The 17,154-nt window shown below is 55.5% G+C and carries 15 protein-coding genes; 10 read left to right on the forward strand and 5 right to left on the reverse strand.

The genetic code is table 11. The annotated features are described in order from the left end of the window. Positions 1-82: 82 nt before the first annotated feature. Complete coding sequence (locus ACFQ14_RS02750) at positions 83-1,096, reverse strand: LacI family DNA-binding transcriptional regulator (RefSeq protein WP_377211165.1); 1,014 nt, start codon at positions 1,094-1,096, stop codon at positions 83-85. A gap of 167 nt (positions 1,097-1,263) precedes the next feature. Between ACFQ14_RS02750 and ACFQ14_RS02755 the strand changes: the two genes are divergently transcribed. The 5 genes from ACFQ14_RS02755 (at position 1,264) to ACFQ14_RS02775 (ending at position 7,229) form a co-directional block, all read left to right on the forward strand. Further along, positions 1,264-2,601: an 8-oxoguanine deaminase gene (locus tag ACFQ14_RS02755; protein ID WP_377211166.1), complete on the forward strand. Its 1,338-nt coding sequence runs from the start codon at positions 1,264-1,266 to the stop codon at positions 2,599-2,601. A 102-nt stretch (positions 2,602-2,703) separates the two neighbouring features. Next, positions 2,704-3,882, forward strand: coding sequence for a sterol desaturase family protein (locus ACFQ14_RS02760; RefSeq protein ID WP_377211167.1), 1,179 nt, complete (start codon positions 2,704-2,706; stop codon positions 3,880-3,882). A gap of 74 nt (positions 3,883-3,956) precedes the next feature. After that, positions 3,957-5,021, forward strand: coding sequence for a CobW family GTP-binding protein (locus tag ACFQ14_RS02765; RefSeq protein ID WP_377211168.1), 1,065 nt, complete (start codon positions 3,957-3,959; stop codon positions 5,019-5,021). Positions 5,022-5,030: 9 nt separating this feature from the next. Next, entirely contained in the window at positions 5,031-6,014 is a 984-nt protein-coding gene (locus ACFQ14_RS02770; protein WP_377211169.1) for a WD40 repeat domain-containing protein, read from the forward strand. A 27-nt stretch (positions 6,015-6,041) separates the two neighbouring features. Then, on the forward strand, positions 6,042-7,229 hold the full coding sequence (locus ACFQ14_RS02775; RefSeq protein ID WP_377211170.1) for an amidase: 1,188 nt from the start codon (positions 6,042-6,044) through the stop codon (positions 7,227-7,229). A 163-nt stretch (positions 7,230-7,392) separates the two neighbouring features. Here the strand turns inward: ACFQ14_RS02775 and ACFQ14_RS02780 are convergent, their stop codons facing one another. Genes ACFQ14_RS02780 through ACFQ14_RS02795 form a run of 4 tightly spaced genes read right to left on the reverse strand, consistent with a single transcriptional unit; the run spans position 7,393 to position 9,746 of the window. Next, positions 7,393-7,719, reverse strand: coding sequence for a nitrile hydratase accessory protein (locus ACFQ14_RS02780; protein ID WP_377211171.1), 327 nt, complete (start codon positions 7,717-7,719; stop codon positions 7,393-7,395). Beyond that, entirely contained in the window at positions 7,706-8,365 is a 660-nt protein-coding gene (nthB, locus tag ACFQ14_RS02785; protein WP_377211172.1) for a nitrile hydratase subunit beta, read from the reverse strand. Before nthB ends, ACFQ14_RS02780 begins: the two co-directional genes overlap by 14 nt. Continuing rightward, positions 8,362-8,976, reverse strand: a complete 615-nt coding sequence (nthA, locus tag ACFQ14_RS02790) for a nitrile hydratase subunit alpha (RefSeq protein ID WP_377211173.1) — start codon at positions 8,974-8,976, stop codon at positions 8,362-8,364. Before nthA ends, nthB begins: the two co-directional genes overlap by 4 nt. After that, positions 8,973-9,746: a gamma-glutamyl-gamma-aminobutyrate hydrolase family protein gene (locus tag ACFQ14_RS02795; RefSeq protein WP_377211174.1), complete on the reverse strand. Its 774-nt coding sequence runs from the start codon at positions 9,744-9,746 to the stop codon at positions 8,973-8,975. Before ACFQ14_RS02795 ends, nthA begins: the two co-directional genes overlap by 4 nt. Before the next feature lie 309 nt (positions 9,747-10,055). Between ACFQ14_RS02795 and ACFQ14_RS02800 the strand changes: the two genes are divergently transcribed. From ACFQ14_RS02800 to ACFQ14_RS02820, 5 genes are all read left to right on the forward strand, one after another. Further along, the gene (locus ACFQ14_RS02800; protein WP_377211175.1) at positions 10,056-11,153 is read left to right on the forward strand and encodes a TRAP transporter substrate-binding protein; all 1,098 of its coding nucleotides are present in this window, start codon (positions 10,056-10,058) and stop codon (positions 11,151-11,153) included. 168 nt (positions 11,154-11,321) lie between these two features. After that, positions 11,322-12,341 carry a TRAP transporter small permease subunit gene (locus tag ACFQ14_RS02805; RefSeq protein WP_377211176.1) on the forward strand — a complete coding sequence of 340 codons (1,020 nt, stop codon included), beginning with the start codon at positions 11,322-11,324 and terminating at the stop codon, positions 12,339-12,341. A gap of 26 nt (positions 12,342-12,367) precedes the next feature. Further along, on the forward strand, positions 12,368-15,016 hold the full coding sequence (locus ACFQ14_RS02810) for a TRAP transporter large permease (RefSeq protein ID WP_377211177.1): 2,649 nt from the start codon (positions 12,368-12,370) through the stop codon (positions 15,014-15,016). Between the two features lie 103 nt (positions 15,017-15,119). Continuing rightward, on the forward strand, positions 15,120-15,587 hold the full coding sequence (locus tag ACFQ14_RS02815) for a TRAP transporter small permease subunit (RefSeq protein WP_377211178.1): 468 nt from the start codon (positions 15,120-15,122) through the stop codon (positions 15,585-15,587). A 3-nt stretch (positions 15,588-15,590) separates the two neighbouring features. Then, positions 15,591-17,126 carry a TRAP transporter large permease gene (locus ACFQ14_RS02820; RefSeq protein ID WP_377211179.1) on the forward strand — a complete coding sequence of 512 codons (1,536 nt, stop codon included), beginning with the start codon at positions 15,591-15,593 and terminating at the stop codon, positions 17,124-17,126. Positions 17,127-17,154 lie beyond the last annotated feature (28 nt).

The following is a 17,154-nucleotide window of genomic DNA, read 5'->3' on the forward strand; positions in this document are numbered from 1 at the left end:
TCCGCACCGTTAAGTGGATGGATCAAATCGTGAATATTTTGAACTGTTTATCGAGATGGTTAACCGACCATCAACAAAAACGCTAACTGATGCGTTGCACTGAGCTGCGTATCATTAATTTTGGAGCAATCATTACGTCGCCATTTATCGTTTCTTCTTTGCGGATTTTGGCGAACAGCGTGCGAGCGGCAAGGCGGCCAATCTCATCGTGTCCGTCTGCAACCGTGGTGAGTGGCGGGGCGGAAATGGAGGCTTCCTCGATGTCGTCATAACCGGTCACTGCAACATCTTTTCCTGGTTCCAGCCCATTTTGGCGCAGGCCATGCATTACGCCGATAGCGACGGTGTCGCTGGCACAGGCGATTGCTGTGGGTGGTTTGCCGGAGGCAAGAATGGTTTTCACAGCCTCGAAACCTGCCGTGCGGTCATAGGGTGTTTCAAAGTCTTCGCGCTGCGGCAATGGGATACCGGCTTCTTTAAAGGCTTGCGCGAAGCCTGCACGGCGTGTGCGGCCCGTTGAGGTTTTGCGGGTGCCGCCAACCATCACGATGTCGCGGTGACCGCGTTCAATCAGATGTGCGGTCACGAGTTTGAAGCCTGCTTGATCATCGCCCAAATAGGCGGGAACGCCAGCACCTTCGACCGTGCGAGCAACCAGCGTTACTGGCAGGCCATTGGCTTCAACGCGCGCAATGTCTTCAGCCGTTGTTCCCACCGAAGGCGACATAATCACCCCGTCAGCGCCGAATTGCATGAGCGTGGAGATGAATTCGTTCTGCAGATCTATGTTGTCAGAATGATTGCACAGCAAGAATGTCTGACGGTTCGAGCCAAGCTCAGCTTCGATGGAGCGCAGGATTTCCGCAAAGAACGGGTTGATGATATCTCGCACCAGAACGCCGACAATGTCTGAACGCTGCGTGCGCAAACTGGCGGCGCGGCGGTCATAGACATAGCCAATTTCAACAGCCCTGGTGCGAACACGTTCTTTCGTTGCGGTGGCGACCAGCGGCGAATCGCGCAAGGCCAGCGATACCGTGGCGGTGGAAATGCCAAGGTCGTCTGCGATGGTTGATAGTGTAATCTTGCCGGCCAAAGGGTTCGTTCCGTTATGGAAAGTGGCGCCCTCCGCCACGTATCAATCGATTTAGAACGGAAATCCGCTTTTGTGCAAGGCGTGTGCTGCCCGTAATGGGCAGTTGAGCAATGTTGTGGGAGTGGCTAGCTTGCTATGCTTTGCACCGCGACCCTTATGGAGAATTCATGCGGCTTTGGATAAAGAACCCGTTGGCGATATTGGCGCAGGGCGCTGGAGGTGGTGTTGTTGTTGAAGGAGGCAAGATCGTCGCGCTGGTCGCGTCAGGCGAGGCTCCCGCGCATGACAAGGTATTTGATGCCAGCCGTCATGTGATTTTGCCGGGGTTGATTAACACCCATCATCACATGTTCCAAACTCTTACACGGGCGCATCCGGCGGCGATTAACAAGGAATTGTTCCCTTGGTTGAAGGCGCTCTATCCGATTTGGGCGCGCAACGTGAAGCCGGACGCTTTTCGCATGGCGTCGCGGTTGGCGCTGACGGAATTGATGATGTCAGGCTGCACGACCGTTTCCGACCATCATTATCTCTATCCCGATGGGCTGGAGAACGCGATGGACATTCAGGCGGAGGAGGCAGAACGGCTCGGCATCCGCATGACGCTCAACCGTGGCTCAATGAGCTTATCTGAGAAAGATGGTGGCCTGCCGCCGGATTCCATCGTGCAAGACGATGATGAGATCTTGGCCGATTGCGAGCGGGTGCTGGGCAAATATCACGACACGTCTGAAGGCTCGATGTTGCAGGTGGCGCTGGCGCCTTGTGCCCCTTTCACGGTGACGAAAAACCTGATGGTCGAGACGATGAAGCTCGCTGAACAGCACAATTGCACCTGTCACACACATTTGGGCGAGACGCATGACGAGAACGATTATTGCCTTGAGCATTTCGGCTGTCGGCCTGTGGACTATCTTGAAGACCTCGGCTGGATGAACGATCGGGTCTGGCTGGCACACGGCATCCATTTCAACGATGATGAAGTTGCGCGGCTGGGCAAGCATGGGGTTGGCGTCTGCCATTGCCCCACGTCGAACATGGTGCTCGCTTCTGGCCATTGCCGCACTAAGGAATTGGAAGCAGCCGGTTCGCCCGTCGGGTTGGGTGTGGACGGCTCGGCCTCTAATGATAACTCAAACCTCATCGAGGGCGTGCGCCATGCGTTGATGATAAACCGTCTGACTTACGACGCAGCAAGCATCACCCATTTCGATGCCTTCCGTTGGGCGACGGAAGGCTCGGCAAAGTGTTTGAACCGTGATGACATTGGTAAAATTGCGGTGGGTAAACAGGCTGACTTCGCCATGTACACACTCGATGAATTGCGCTTCTCCGGCGCGGGCGACCCTCTCGCCGCGCTGGTTTTGTGCGGAGCACATGAGGCTGATCGGGTGATGATTACGGGCGAGTGGAAAGTTGAAGACGCCATGCCGGTGAATATGGATGTGGCTAAACTTCGCTATGAGCACGGCGAGGCGGCAAAAGCTTTTCTGGAAGCAGTATAACGCCTATCTCGACACTAATCCTTTGAGATTATCTTGCTTAAGCGAATGTTTAAGTAATTTCGGTAGTTTTCCTGCCAACTTTAGGGGCCGGAAACCATTACCATGGCGATCATCAAAAAAATCAGACAGTCGCTGGAGCGGCCAACGCGGGAACGCAAGTTTGGAACAGGCTGGTTAAGTGGTGCCGGTGCGGTGCTTTCAGGCGCTGTTGGTTTGGCGCTTGTTTTGGTACTGCGTTATCCCAGTTGGTTGACCACGCCGGAACTGAATTTCATTCACGAATCTGGATTGTTGCAGCCGGCAACGCACCTTATTTTGATGTGGGGCTATGTCTGCGCCATTCTCGCATTGCTTTTGAGCAAAGATAAAACGCTGGGTTTCGTTGGCCTAGCGCTGGTTATGGCAGCGGCACTGATCGGAACGATGCCGGGCGAAGTGTCTGAAGGCGGCGGAGGCTCGATCTATTTCGGCCTCGATTTCTTCATATTGAATGTTTTGATTATTGGTTTCTTGTTCATCCCGCTGGAACGGCTTTCGCCGCGTTATCGCCAGCAACCCGTTTTCCGCCGGGAATGGCAGGAGGACATGTTCTATTACATGGTTTCCTCGCTGCTCGTGCAGGTGCTGACGTTTCTGTCGACCGCGCCAGCTAATTTCATTTCCTCGTCTTTCGATCTGACAACGGTGCGCGATTACATCGGGGGGCAGCCGTTGGTGCTGCAAATTGTTCTCATCATGCTGTTTACGGATTTCGTGCAGTATTGGCTGCACCGAGCATTCCACACATTCCCGTTTTTGTGGCGCTTTCATGCGGTTCATCATTCAGCCAAGTCGATGGATTGGCTTGCTGGTGCTCGGATGCACATTCTGGAAATCGCGCTGTTGCGTGGCTTGACGGCCGTGCCAATGCTGACGCTGGGTTTTGATCCGGTTGCAGTGCAGGCCTATCTGCTGGTCGTGTATTTCTACTCGTCATTCGTTCACGCCAACATTGGTTGGAACCTCGGTTTCGTCGAGCGCTTTTTTGTAACCCCACGGTTTCACCATTGGCATCATGGCAACGAACGGGCGGCGATTGATATAAATTATGCGGTGCATTTTCCGATCTTCGATTTTCTGTTCGGCACGCATCACATGCCCAAAGATAAATCGTGGCCGTTGGCCTATGGGGTGGTGGGCGATGAGGTTCCGCGGGGCTATTGGAAGCAGTTTCTCTATCCGTTCAAACGCCCCAAGCCTTTGGATGATGCTGACACCAAGGTGCCAGACGCTGCGGAATAGATTGGGTGATTGAAGAGTCTGGCGCAGCAGCCTAGTTAGGGTGGAGACATTTCACCCAAGCAGGCAAATGCGCCATGACCGACCAAATCCCCGTGACCGTGCTGACCGGCTATCTCGGCTCTGGCAAGACGACGCTGCTGAACCGCATTTTGTCGGAAGATCACGGCAAGAAGTTTGCAGTCATCGTCAACGAGTTTGGCGAGATCGGGATTGATAACGACCTGATCGTGGAGTCTGACGAAGAAATCTATGAAATGAACAATGGCTGCGTGTGCTGCACCGTTCGCGGTGATCTCGTGCGCGTTGTTCAAGGTTTGATGAAGCGCAAGGGGCGCTTTGACGCCATCCTCGTTGAGACAACGGGACTGGCTGACCCTGCGCCGGTGGCACAGACTTTCTTCATGGATGAAGACGTGCGGGCCAAGGCCAAGCTGGATGCCGTGGTAGCAATGGTCGATGCCAAGCACTTCGCTCAACGTCTGAAAGACGCGCCGGAAGCGGAAGATCAGGTTGCATTTGCTGATGTGGTTTTGATCAATAAGACGGACCTGGTGGACGAAGCCGAGCTGGTCAAAATCGAGGCGACTGTTCGCACGATCAACCCCCACGCCGTGATCCATCGTTCTGAACGCGCCGGCGTTTCGCTGGACAAGGTTTTGGATCGTGGTGCGTTTGATCTGGAGCGGATCTTGGAAAATGATCCGCACTTCCTGCACGCAGACGATCACGACCACCCGGAGCACGAATGCAGTCCGGCCTGCGATCATCACGGACACGACCATTCGCATCATGGTCACGATCATGCCCATGATCACAGCAAACTGGATGCCAACACCCACGACACCACGGTGAAGTCGATTTCGTTGCGGGCTGGTGAGATGGACCACACAAAGTTCTTCCCGTGGATCAACAAGCTGACGCAGATCGATGGGCCGGATATTTTGCGGCTGAAGGGTATTGTTGCTTTTAAGGAAGACGAGGAGCGCTTTGTGATTCAAGGGGTGCACATGATCGTTGAAGGCGATCATCAACGACCATGGCGAGACGATGAAAAGCGCGAGACGCGGATGGTCTTCATTGGGCGTAATCTTGATGAAGAGAAGATCGAACGCACGTTCAATGCCTGCGTTGCGGCATAGGTTTAGATCGTGGCGACAGTGGCTCCTTATGACTTCGATTGTCATGTCGAATGGGCGGGTTTTGTAGAAGACGAACCGTGCTTTGCTTTGGTTGAAGGCGATGTGGTTTTGCCAACAGGCAAAGATCGCACCGTGGCTGCACATGATGGCTTGTTGAGCGCTGCTCTCGCGCTCGACGGCAAGTCTCTCATCACAGGCGGTGAAGACGGCAAAGTGATGCGCGTCGGTGCTGATGGCAGTGTCGCACAAGTCGTTAATATGGGTTCTAAATGGATTGATGTGGTGGAAGCCGGGCCGCAGGATGCAGTGGCATTTGCCAGTGGTCGGACGGCTTGGTTGGCGCAGGCTGACGGCACGTTGAAGGAATTTCCGCATGAGCGGGCAGTGGAAGGTCTGGCGTTTGCGCCCAAGGGCATGCGGTTGGCTTGCGCTCGCTATAACGGCGTCTCCATGCACTGGGCGGTGGGCAGTGCCGCGACTGTCGATCTGCATTGGGACGGTGCGCATACCGGCGTTACGTTTTCGCCCGATGGAAAATATATCGTCACTTCAATGGTTGAAAACGCGCTGCATGGCTGGCGGCTGGATGATAAGAAATCCGGCGATGGCAAACACATGCGGATGACGGGATATCCCGCCAAGCCGAAGTCGCTTTCATGGTCGCCGAAGGGAAAGTGGCTCGCGTCTTCCGGTGCGCAGGCTGCGATCTGCTGGCCGTTTTCCGGCAAGGATGGCCCGATGGGCAAAGCGCCCAAAGAACTGGGAACGCGAGGCGATACGATGGTGGTGCAGGTCGCCTGCCACCCCATGGAAGACGTTTTGGCGATCGGCTATGCCGATGGCATGGTGATGGCCGTTCGCATTGAAGACGCTGCCGAAAACATGCTGCGGCGCCCCGGCAACGGCGCGATCTCGTCCCTTGCATGGGATGCGGCAGGAATGCGTCTGGCTTTTGGCTCGGAAGAGGGTGAAGCGGGGGTAATCTCGCTTTGAGGAAGAATATTCTTGAGGGGTTCACATATGCGCGATGATGGAAGCGATAAGCTGAACGCGTGGTGCGATTATCCCCAAGTCGACGTCCCACGAGCCGCCCAAGGGCTGCTTGCAGGGCTGACGCTTGCGGTGAAAGACCTGTTTGATGTTGCGGGATATAAAAGCGGTTGGGGCCAGCCTACGCGATTGGCAACTGCAGAGGTCGCCACTGAAACTCAAAGCGTAATCCAGCAAATGCTGGATGCTGGAATTGAGGTAAAGGGCAAGGCGCAGTGCGAGGAATTGTGTTTCTCGCTAACGGGCATCAACCACCATTATGGCGCGCCTGTGAACGGTGCTGCGCCGGAGCGGGTGTCTGGTGGGTCGTCTTCCGGTTCTGCCTCGCTGGTCTCAAACGGCGTTGTTGATGTTGCAACCGGCTCAGACACTGGCGGCTCGGTGCGAGCACCGGCATCTTATTGCGGGTTGATCGGGCTTCGGCCCACGCACGGTCGCTTGGCGCTGGATCACACAATGCCGCTTGCGGGCAGTTACGATGTATTTGGATGGTTCGCCAAGGATGCGGAAACCTATCGCAAGGTTGGTGATGTTGTTCTTGGCGATGATGCTAGCCCTACGCCTTTGAGACGCTTGATTGCGTGTCCTGAACTGGATGGCCTGCTTTTGTCGGATGCTGACTATATGGCCTATGCGAAGGGTGCGGAGCGGGTTGAGAAGCATTTTGACGATGAGCGGGAATTCGTTTCGCTGCCATTTGGAACGGTAGATGGCTATTGGGCCTTTCGGATCGGGCAGGCGTATGAGGCTTGGCGTGCATTGGGGCCGTGGATTGAAGAGCATCAGCCTGATCTTGGACCAGGTGTGAAAGATCGTTTCGAGTTCGGTCGCGAAGTAAGTGATGACGAGCACAAACGTTCGGTCGCCATGCGGCTATCGATGCGAACATCGCTGGAAGATATGATCGGAGATGACGGGTTGCTGGTCTTCCCGACTGTGCCAAGCTGTGCGCCGCTCAAAACTGAAGATCATGACACTCTGCAAGCTTTCCGCGAGCAGGCGCTGCAATTGTTGTGTTTGTCGGGGCTTTCCGGCTTGCCGCAAATCACGCTACCTCTGGCTGAGGTTTACGGTGCGCCGTTGGGTGTGAGCCTAATTGGGCCGCGCGGCAGCGATAAACGTCTGATCGCTATTGCTGAAGAAATTTTTGTTGGATGAGGAAATGAGTATGAAGCAAGTTTTAACGATTCTATTAGCCGTGTCTGTCTTGAGCTTTGGTTATAATTCTGTTGCTGAGGCCCATAGTGGTGGATGCCGCAAAGCCACACTTCCCCAGTGCTGCCATGGCGGTTCTAAGCCATACCATTGCCATTAAATTAAACTACAATTCTATAGGTTCGCCGTGGGGCGTTCGGGCGGCGGCTGCGTGCCAGTCTTGTTCCCGTTGGTCTATCGCGCTGGCGCTGGTGATGCCTTTTGCTTGGGTTATCGCTTCGAGGGCTGCCAGCCAGTGTTGGTAATAGTCGCGCGTCTCACCGCCATGAATTTGCGCCGATAACGCTGCCGCCCATTCTTCCCAGGTGAATACCTCTTGTTCATAAAGCGCGATGGTCATTGCGAAGGCCTGCGCTTCCCACGGTTCGTTGAAGACAGGCTCATTGCGGTCGAGAACCATGCCTTCCAGCGTGTTAAGATCAGGCGCGGACAAAGTGAGGCTCCCACAGATCGAGCGTAACGCAGTCGCGCGGGTTGGCTTGCTCTCCCCACAATTCTTGCGCGCTGAAGCGCACCTGATAGAGCCATTTCGGGTCGTCTCCCAAACCGTTGCCTGCGCTGTCGGGGAAGACGTGGTGGCCCAAAACTTTCGTGATGGTTCCGGTTTTGCCGCGAGCGTAGCGGGGCAGGCGGGTGTGGGTTGTCGGGTTGATGTTAATTGTCGTCACGGCATCGCCCTGCGCAAAGGCTGGCTTGCTGTCTGCGGGGCGCTCTGCTGCGCCGCCAAGGGCGTGAAGGGCGGTCCATACATCTTCTTTTTCCAGCCTGCCTTTCACCGCAATCGGCTGGTGGCGCAATTTGCCGTCGAGTTCTTCGGCATGGATCATCCCGCGCTCCAACATCAGCTTTTGCACCCCTTCAAACCAGATGCGGTAGTAGGGAAATGAGAGGTAATCCGCTGGTGGCAGCGTTTCGCGGGCGTGTCGGGATTGGTCGATGTTCCATTGGCCACACGCGCCCAACGCGACGACAATTGCCATAGCACGGGCTTCCCAATCGGCGTGATATTGCGGCTCGTTGATCTCTTCCACCACGGGTCCGAAGCCCTGCATGCCGCCGAGGTCTTGTCCGCCATTCACGATTGAACCGCCAGAGTTTCAGTGCCAATCATCGAATTGCGGGTAACGATGGCGGCAAGTTGTTCGGCGCTCCACCCTTCTGTTCCGGCAGGGCGCTGAGGAATTACCAGATAGCGTGTCTCCGCCGTCGAATCATGGACTTCGATGGCTACGTCCTCGCCGATCACAGTGCCGAAATCAGCGAGCACGCCTCGCGGGTCAATCACGGCTTTGGCTCGGTAGGGCGGGGATTTGTACCATGTGGGCGGCAAACCCAGCACAGACCACGGATAGCATGAGCAGAGTGTGCAAACGACCATGTGGTGCGTGCTGTCGCTATTGAACACCGCTTCCATGTGTTCGCCTTGCCGCGATGTATAACCGAGCGCATGGATGGCTGCGGTTGCATCGTCTTTTAGCGCTTGGGCAAAATCTGGCTCAGTCCACGCTTTAGCAACCACATGAGCGCCGTTGCGCGGACCGATGCGGGTTTCATAAATCTGTACGATCTCGTCCAGCGCGGTGGGCTCTATGTAACCTTTTTCGGCCAGCAGGCTTTCGAGTGCACGGACACGGGCATCCATCGGGTCCAGATGGGAATGGTCGTGATCATGATCGTGGTCGCCGCTCATTCGGCAGCAATCGCGGCGCTGGACTTCGCTGTAAGGTGAGCGCGAGCCGCCTCGCCGAAAGCGTGGAGGATTTTGTTGGAAGCGGTGTCGGTCTGCGCCCAGTATTCGGGATGCCACTGCACGCCAACCACGAAACCGCGTGCTCCGCTGACGCTCACCGCTTCAATTGTGCCATCTTCGGCGCGGGCTTCGATGATGATGTTTTCACCAACACGTTCGAGCGCCTGGGTGTGAAGCGAGTTCACTTTTGCGACATCGCTTTGCAGAATGTCAGCTAGGCATGAACCAGCTTCGACGCGTACCTCGTGGGCAAGCGAGAAGCGCTCGTCCAGCGTGCCTTCCCATGGATAGCCGTGCCCTTCGATGGCGCGATTTTTCTGAAAAGCGGCGGTGATGGAGCCGCCGAGCGCCACGTTCAATTCCTGAATGCCACGACAGATCGCTAACAGCGGCACGCCACGCTCAATCGCGCGGCGAATGAGTGGCAGTGTGGTTGCGTCACGGTCCGGGTCGAAGGGTTCATGATCTTCGGTTGGTTCCTCGCCATAGTGCGAGGGATGAACATTGGAACGTGAGCCTGTAACCAGCACGCCATCGACACGGTCCAGCAGGGTGTCGATATCCAGTTTGTCGCCAACGCTTGGGACAATCACGGGCAGCGCTTTGGCTGCTGCGATGGCTGCGTCGATATACGGCGAGGGCGTAGCGTGCCAATTGTAAGGTTCCACAAATTTGTTATCTGCTGTGACGGCAACAAGGGGTGTGGTCATGTTTTGCGCTTTCAAGGTGTGAAATGGCGAAATCTCAACGTGAGAAATGCCATTGGCAACGCAAATTGGCAATTGTTTCGTCAAAATGCTGCTGCGGCCAAAGGAACTGACGGATATACGCCGAAAGGATGACAGGCATTTAACAGGTAAACTTTCTTTACCACTTGCGATTCTGCGTCAAATGGTCAGTATGCGCCCACACTCGGGGGAGGACCGTCTGTCGGCCTGCCCGTGGGGGTATAGAGAGTTATTGTAAGCCGTACGTTCCACTGAACAGAACGGCGGTATATCCAAAACGGGAGGTTTTCCATGGATAGACGTTCATTCATCAAAAAAGCTGGTCTTGCCGGCGCAGCAACAGGCGCAGCCGCGCTCGCGACACCTGCACTGTCGCAGGGCATGAAGGAAATGGTTATCGTTTCCACATGGCCACGTGACTTTCCGGGCCTTGGCCTGCCAGCGCAGCGTCTGGCTGCTCGTATCACCGAGTTGACCGACGGCAAAATCACCACCAAATATTTCGCCGCTGGCGAGCGTGTTGGTGCGTTTGACTCGTTCGACGAAGTCGCTTCCGGCAACGCTCAGGCGTATTTGGGTGCTGAATATTACTGGCGCGGCAAGCACGCCGGTTTCGCACCTTTCACCGCAATTCCATTCGGACTGACATACACGGAAATGGACGCATGGATTAAGTATGGTGGTGGCCAAGCCCTCTGGGATGAGCTTTCCGCAGAATTCGGTCTGAAAGCATTTGCTGCTGGTAACACCGGCGTGCAGATGGGCGGTTGGTTCAACAAAGAAATCAACTCCGCTGACGATCTGAAAGGTCTGAAAATGCGTATTCCGGGCCAGGGCGGCGACGTCATGGCGAAACTCGGCGCTTCGCCTGTTTCTCTCCCAGGCGGTCAGATTTATGAAAACCTTGTCTCCGGCGCTATCGACGCGACTGAGTGGGTTGGTCCGTACAACGACTATTTCATGAAGTTCTACGAAGCTGCGAAGTATTACTACTTCCCGGGCATGCACGAGCCGGGCGCACAGCTCGCCATGGGCATGAACAAGGCATGGTGGGATACGTTGTCGAGCACAGAACAGGCGATCATTGAGGCCGCTTGTAACGAAGAAAACTCCCGCACAATGGCCGAGACTAATGCCAACAACGGCGAATATCTCACCAAGCTCATCACCGAAAACGGTGTTCAGCTGCGCGAATTCAACGATGACATCTATGATGCCTTCGGTGAAGCGTCCGCAGAAGTGCTGGAAGAAGCCCGCGATCACTCGCCGCTGGCTGCAAAGATCATGGACGCGACCGTTGCCGCCCGTCAGGAAATCGGCACGTGGATGGCGAAGTCTGATCTTGCCTACATGCAAAAACGTAACCGCGTGCTTGGTCTGGAAGACTAAGCGCTAATGTTTCGACGGATACCGGGGGAGGGGCTTTGGCTTCTCCCCCACTCCTTCCCCCCAAAATCTGCACTTTTCCATTTTCATATGCATGAACATGGATGATTGCAGGCGGTTTCCGGACGTTACGAATGCTGGATCCGCCAACGATGGGGAGCCCTAGGTGCTATGAGTTCGACAAGTTTGGAATCCAACTCCGACCTGGAGAATGCAGGCGCAGCCAATGATGGAAAATCCGCTCTGGCGCGTATGTTTGGTTGGTCACTGCTGGCGTTTTTGTTCGCTTGGTTCATCAACAATATCTTGAAATTGTCGTTCGACTGGCCGGGTGCGGCTGCGTTTCTAACGGGACAGAATGTCGGCGCTTCGCTGGCGCAGGCGGTTTTCGTGGTGGCGGCAATTGCAGTGGCAATCCTGTTCGTTAAACGCCGTCCCAATACGACACTGCGCCAAGATGCGGCGACCATATCCGGCATCAACACTTTTCTCGTTCGCGCTGCCTTTTTCGTCGTGCTGTTCGTCGGCATTGGCGACATGGTTATCTCGTTTCTGCGCGTTGAAGGCATGTTGGACGCGGTCGTGGGCAGCGAGTTGGCCAAAGATTTTGGCCGTGCGCAGGTGCGCGGTGTTTACGTCCATATGCCGTTGATGGCTCTTGGTATTTTGGTCGCCTGTTTCAGCCGGACGTTGGGTTTTCACTGGCTGGCTTTGCTGATTGTCGGCGCGGAGTTGGCGATTGTTCTGACCCGCTTCGTCTTTTCTTATGAGCAAAGCTTCATGGGAGATTTGGTGCGCTTTTGGTATGCAGCGCTGTTCCTGTTCGCATCAGCCTACACGTTGCTAGAAGAGGGGCATGTACGGGTTGACGTGTTCTATTCAACTTTCAAGAACCGCACCAAGGGCATTGTGAACGCCGTTGGTTCATTGGTTTTGGGCATCGGCTTTTGCTGGACAATCCTGCTTATGGGTTTGGGTAACAAATCCGCGATTGTCTATTCGCCGGTGGCTAATTTCGAAGTCTCGCAGTCGGGCTTCGGGATGTATGTGAAGTATATGATGGCGGGCTTTCTCGCTTTCTTTGCCATCACGATGATGATCCAGTTCATATCTTATCTGCTGGAATCGATTGCCGACTGGCGTGAAGAGCCAGGAACACGTTTGGGGAGCCAAAGCACAGCGGCTCACTAACGTCGCTGGCTTGAGAGTAAAATATCATGGAAATTCTGTTTCTCGCACTTTTGGTTGCCCTCATGGCTTGGGCACTCGGTTCCGGCTTTCCGGTGGCCTTCGCGCTCCCCGGTTCGGCGATCATAACCATCTTGCTTGCTGCTGGTTCCGGCTACTTGTTTGCAGGCAGCCCTGACGCCTATTTTGCCCAAGGGGGGCCAAGCCAATGGCTTTCGGCCGGGGTAACTAACCTGCGAGGGGTGTATTGGGAGGTTGAGCGAGACACGCTTATTGCCATTCCGCTGTTTATCTTCATGGGAATCATGCTTCAGCGTTCCAAGATTGCTGAAGACCTGCTGGTGACGATGGCTCAATTGTTCGGCCCCGTGCCCGGTGGCCTCGGCATTTCGGTGGTATTCGTGGGTGCGCTGCTTGCGGCCACCACAGGCATCGTCGGTGCAACGGTTGTTGCAATGGGCCTTATTTCCCTGCCTGCCATGCTGCGCAACAATTATTCGAAGTCGCTTGCGACGGGGACTATTGCTGCCTCGGGCACGCTTGGACAAATCATTCCGCCCTCCATCGTCCTTATTATTCTGGCCGACCAACTGGCGAGCGCGACCGACCAAGCGTCTACTGCGCGTAAGGCGCTTTATAAAGAATCGACCGGCGAGCTTTCCATGCCTTCGCCCTTCGACGTAACGTCCACTTCTGCTGGTGAGATGTTCCTTGGAGCGTTGGTGCCCGGCCTCGTGCTGGTTGGCCTCTACATGGCGTATATCCTCATTTACGCGCTGATCCGTCCCCATGTCGCGCCGCCTGTGCGCAGCGAAGGTTGGTTTGACCGCGAATTCTTCTTCAAGCTCGGCCTTGCGCTGGTGCCCCCACTAACGCTGATTTTCCTCGTTCTCGGCTCCATCATTGCGGGCATTGCGACGGTGAACCAAGCGGGCGCGATTGGCGCGGCTGGTGCGCTTCTCATGGCCAGCTACCGCCTGACAGAGGGGCAGAAAAATTCGTTCACCCCCGCAATCCTAGCGTTGATTGGGATGGCGATCATTGTGTTTGCTACCTCCACATTCAACACCAACATTCGCGACACTGCTGCTACTGGCTCTACGGGTGTTATGATCGCGCTTGCAGGTGTCGCACTGCTTGTGTTCGCGTTGGGCTGGTCTGCTTGGCGTACATTCAAAATTGATGAGACGCTGCAAGGCGTGATGATTGAGACGGCAAAAACCACGTCGCTGGTGTTCATCATCCTGCTCGGTGCAGCCATGCTGACTGCAGCCTTCCGCGCATTTGGTGGCGAGGAATTGGTCAAAGGCTTCCTCGAAGGTTTGCCTGGTGGTTTCTGGACGAAATTCATCATCGTGATGCTGGTGATTTTCGTCCTCGGCTTCTTCCTCGATTTCATTGAAATCGCAGTCGTGGTCGTACCGATTGTGGCACCCATATTGTTGGCTGATCCGGAAGCAAACATCACCGCTGTTTGGCTTGGCGTGATGATCGGTTTGAACATTCAGACGTCGTTCCTAACGCCGCCGTTCGGCTTTGCTCTGTTTTATTTACGAGGGGTCGCGCCTGCGATTGTGAAGACGATCGATATGTACAAGGGCGTGATTGCGTTTATCGGTTTGCAGATCACGGCGCTGGTGATTGTGGGTCTGTATCCTCCGCTGGTGAACTATCTGCCAAACCGAGTGGCGTTGCTTTCGGATACCGCGCCACCGCCGCGCAATCCGCGTCTGCAATACTGCATTGAGGAATATACGGTTCAGCAATTCAGCGAGAATCGCGCTGCAATAGACGCTGCTCTTTCGACTGCCAAAGGCCTCGACTTCTCCGTTCTGCCGCGCGATCTTTCGCGTGATGCGCCGCAGAGTTTTGCCGATGCTGAAAAGTCGATCGAATTATTGGCGCAGGCGAAGCAGTTCGAGGCCGATGTGCAGGCGGCTGCAGTTGAATACCGTCCTTTCCACAGCGTTGTGCGCCGTCTGGAATCAGACATGCGCCACATTGATGAGGTGGTGGAAGAGTTGGAAACCGCGATCAGCCGCGAGCGCGAAAATGAGGCACGCAAGGCGCGGCTTGAGAAGCGTGTGGAGAACCTGAAAGCTGAGCGCGCAGAGCTTCTGGCGCAAATTCCTGCCGAATGGCCTGAGCGCCAGTCAACGTTTCAAGAGTTGACCAAGAAAGAAGCCAAAGCCCGAACAGAGTTCCGCCGTGCTGCGGATGGTTCCTATGCGAAGATTCAAGAGCTACAGGCTGTGCTTGCGGCCAATGAAGCGTTTGTTCCGCTGGAGTCTGAGTTGCAGGCAATGCGTTCGGCTGTTGAGACGGGCAGTCCCGATGAAACGCAGGAAGCATTGAATGAACTTGCGAAGAAGTTCGGTGACGTGGAGGGAGCTTCTGACATTCGCAGCGAGTTGTCCAAAGCTCGTCGCGAATTGCGACGCAGCAATCCAAGGATGGATCGTGTGATGGGTTCAATGGATGCCGCTCTTGCAACTTATGCCGAACAAAAGGCTTGGCGTGCATCGGCTGCAGAAAAACTTGGTCCCGGTCTTGCTGCTTATGAAGAGTTTGCCCGTGATACGTTTGGTATCCGTGCCCAGCGTCGCCTGACGCGCGATCAAGCGCTCTATATGGCAAGCTGCATTTCAGATCACAGGGATATCTCTTTGAACTTCTGATCGGTAAGGCGTTGCGGCTAACAAAAGAATTGCACCGGGTTTCGTCTGACGCGAAATCCGGTGCATTGTCTTTTTACGGCAGTGCAGAGCTGGAGCACATCTGTTGATCGAGAATTTGAACCGAATTGCGTCCCGCATTGCGATGGTTGCACTGATGCTGGTTGTTGGATTTCAATTCACTGCCGTACTGGCACGTCACAGTTTCGGAGCGAGCCTGTCTTGGTTGGAAGAAGGTGCGGTATTTGCCCACGGTGCGGTCTTCATGCTGGCCGCCGGTTGGACGTTAGCGAAAGGTCGCCACGTGGCGATTGATGTGTTGAGCGATCGCTTTGGACCTAGTGGGAAAGAGCGGGCTGCGCAAATTGGCACTGTGCTGTTTCTTGTGCCGCTCACGGTGGGCATCTTGGCGCTGTCGTTGCCCTATGTAAGCGCGAGTTGGCGAACTCTGGAAGGCAGCGCCGCGGTGAGTGGTTTGCCGGGAGTATTTTTGCTGAAGTCCCTGCTTGTGATCTTTGCATTGCTGTTGCTCTTGGGCGGTTGGTCAGCAACCCGCCGCAGCACCAAAGGCTGATCTGTGCCGCTCGACTTGCTCTTGGTGATTTTTGCTTTTGCAGCCCTTTGGCTGGGGTATAGCGTTGGCATCACGCTGGGTGGCGTCGCCTTGGCTTTCGCGAGCGTTGCCTATCTGTTTGGTGCCTTTGATGGTGCGTTGCTGGGTGCGGTGCCTTCGCGGATTTACGGCATCATGACCAACCCCGTTCTGCTGGCGATTCCACTTTTTGTGTTTATGGGACTGATCGTTGAGCGCGCCGGCTTGGCCGATGACATGTTTGCCGCGCTCAACCAGAAGCTGGCGACGCGGCGCGGTGGGCTTTCACTTTCGGTCACGTTCGTCGGTGCGCTATTGGCGGCATCGACGGGTATTGTGGGGGCAAGCGTTCTAACGCTCGGCTTGCTGGCGCTGCCGACGCTTTTGAAGCGCGGTGTTGAGCCCGGTTACGCGGGGGCTTCGGTCGCTGCGGCGGGCAGCTTGGGGCAGATAATTCCGCCCGCAATTGTGCTCATTGTCTTGTCAGATCAGATGTCGAACGCTTGGCAGCAAGTGCAATTGGAGCAAGGCAATTTTGCGCCGCAAACAGTGTCTGTCTCCGATTTGTTTGCTGCAGCACTCCTGCCGGGTGTTCTGTTGGCAGCCCTGATTGCTGTTTACCAGTGGTTCAAAGGCGCAGAACGGCCATTGGAGGAGCAAGAGGAGGGGCCTCAAATTGGTTTTGCATCAGCAGTGTTTGGGCCGCTTGCGCTTATCGCTTTGGTGCTCGGGTCTATTTTAGGCGGTGTTGCGACGCCCACTGAAGCTGCAAGTGTAGGTGTTGCCGGTGCGCTGCTGCTCGCCGCCCGACGCAACTTTGCGCAGCAGATGGACGCGATGGCGCATCTGCCGTCGGTGGCGTTGTACTGCCTGCTGATTATGCTGCTATTGCGTGGTTTGCTGGGTGGTGGCGCTGCTCTAGTGGCTGTGAACGCAGTGTTGGCGCTGGTGCTTGTCGGCGGTCTTGCTGTCAGTTTGTCTCGGCTGTGGCGTAACGGGGTACTGAAGTCTGCGTTGGAGGAGAGCGTGCATCTGGTGTCGATGATTTTCCTGATCATCATCGGCGCATCGCTTTTTGCGCTCGTGTTTCGTGGGCTTGGCGGTGATGAAAGTGTGCAATCGCTGTTTGTTGACATGCCTGGTGGCGCGTTGGGCGGCGTGTTGATCGTTTTGGCGATCATTTTCCTTTTGGGTTTCTTTCTCGAATTTATTGAGATCACCTATCTTGTTGTTCCCATCGTCGTTCCCGTCCTATTGGCGACTCCGTTTGCCGATGGCTCCACAGTCGATCCGCTTTGGCTGGGTGTTTCTATTGCGCTCGTATTGCAGACATCGTTTTTGACCCCGCCCTTCGGGGTTGCACTCTTTTATCTTCGCAGCGTTGCCCCAGCGGCACTTACGACCATCGCGCTCTACCGCGGAGTGATTCCGTTTGTTGCGATCCAACTTGTAGCGCTGGGGTTGGTCTTGGTGTTCCCTTGGCTTGCAACGGGCCTGCCGGTGCTGTTGTTCGCCAACTAAAGTGTGCAGTTTTTGCGCGCAGAGCCTC

The sequence above is a fragment of the Pseudahrensia aquimaris genome (assembly GCF_042676045.1).
GTDB classification, from domain to species: Bacteria; Pseudomonadota; Alphaproteobacteria; order Rhizobiales; family Rhizobiaceae; genus Pseudahrensia; species Pseudahrensia aquimaris.

Excerpts from the sequence above, each read along its gene's own strand:
- ACFQ14_RS02755 (WP_377211166.1), top strand. The coding sequence starts at position 1,264 with ATGCGGCTTTGGATAAAGAACCCGTTGGCGATATTGGCGCAGGGCGCT.
- ACFQ14_RS02760 (WP_377211167.1), top strand. The coding sequence starts at position 2,704 with ATGGCGATCATCAAAAAAATCAGACAGTCGCTGGAGCGGCCAACGCGG.
- ACFQ14_RS02765 (WP_377211168.1), top strand. The coding sequence starts at position 3,957 with ATGACCGACCAAATCCCCGTGACCGTGCTGACCGGCTATCTCGGCTCT.
- ACFQ14_RS02775 (WP_377211170.1), top strand. The coding sequence starts at position 6,042 with ATGCGCGATGATGGAAGCGATAAGCTGAACGCGTGGTGCGATTATCCC.
- nthA (WP_377211173.1), bottom strand. The coding sequence starts at position 8,976 with ATGAGCGGCGACCACGATCATGATCACGACCATTCCCATCTGGACCCG.
- ACFQ14_RS02795 (WP_377211174.1), bottom strand. The coding sequence starts at position 9,746 with ATGACCACACCCCTTGTTGCCGTCACAGCAGATAACAAATTTGTGGAA.
- ACFQ14_RS02800 (WP_377211175.1), top strand. The coding sequence starts at position 10,056 with ATGGATAGACGTTCATTCATCAAAAAAGCTGGTCTTGCCGGCGCAGCA.
- ACFQ14_RS02805 (WP_377211176.1), top strand. The coding sequence starts at position 11,322 with ATGAGTTCGACAAGTTTGGAATCCAACTCCGACCTGGAGAATGCAGGC.
- ACFQ14_RS02810 (WP_377211177.1), top strand. The coding sequence starts at position 12,368 with ATGGAAATTCTGTTTCTCGCACTTTTGGTTGCCCTCATGGCTTGGGCA.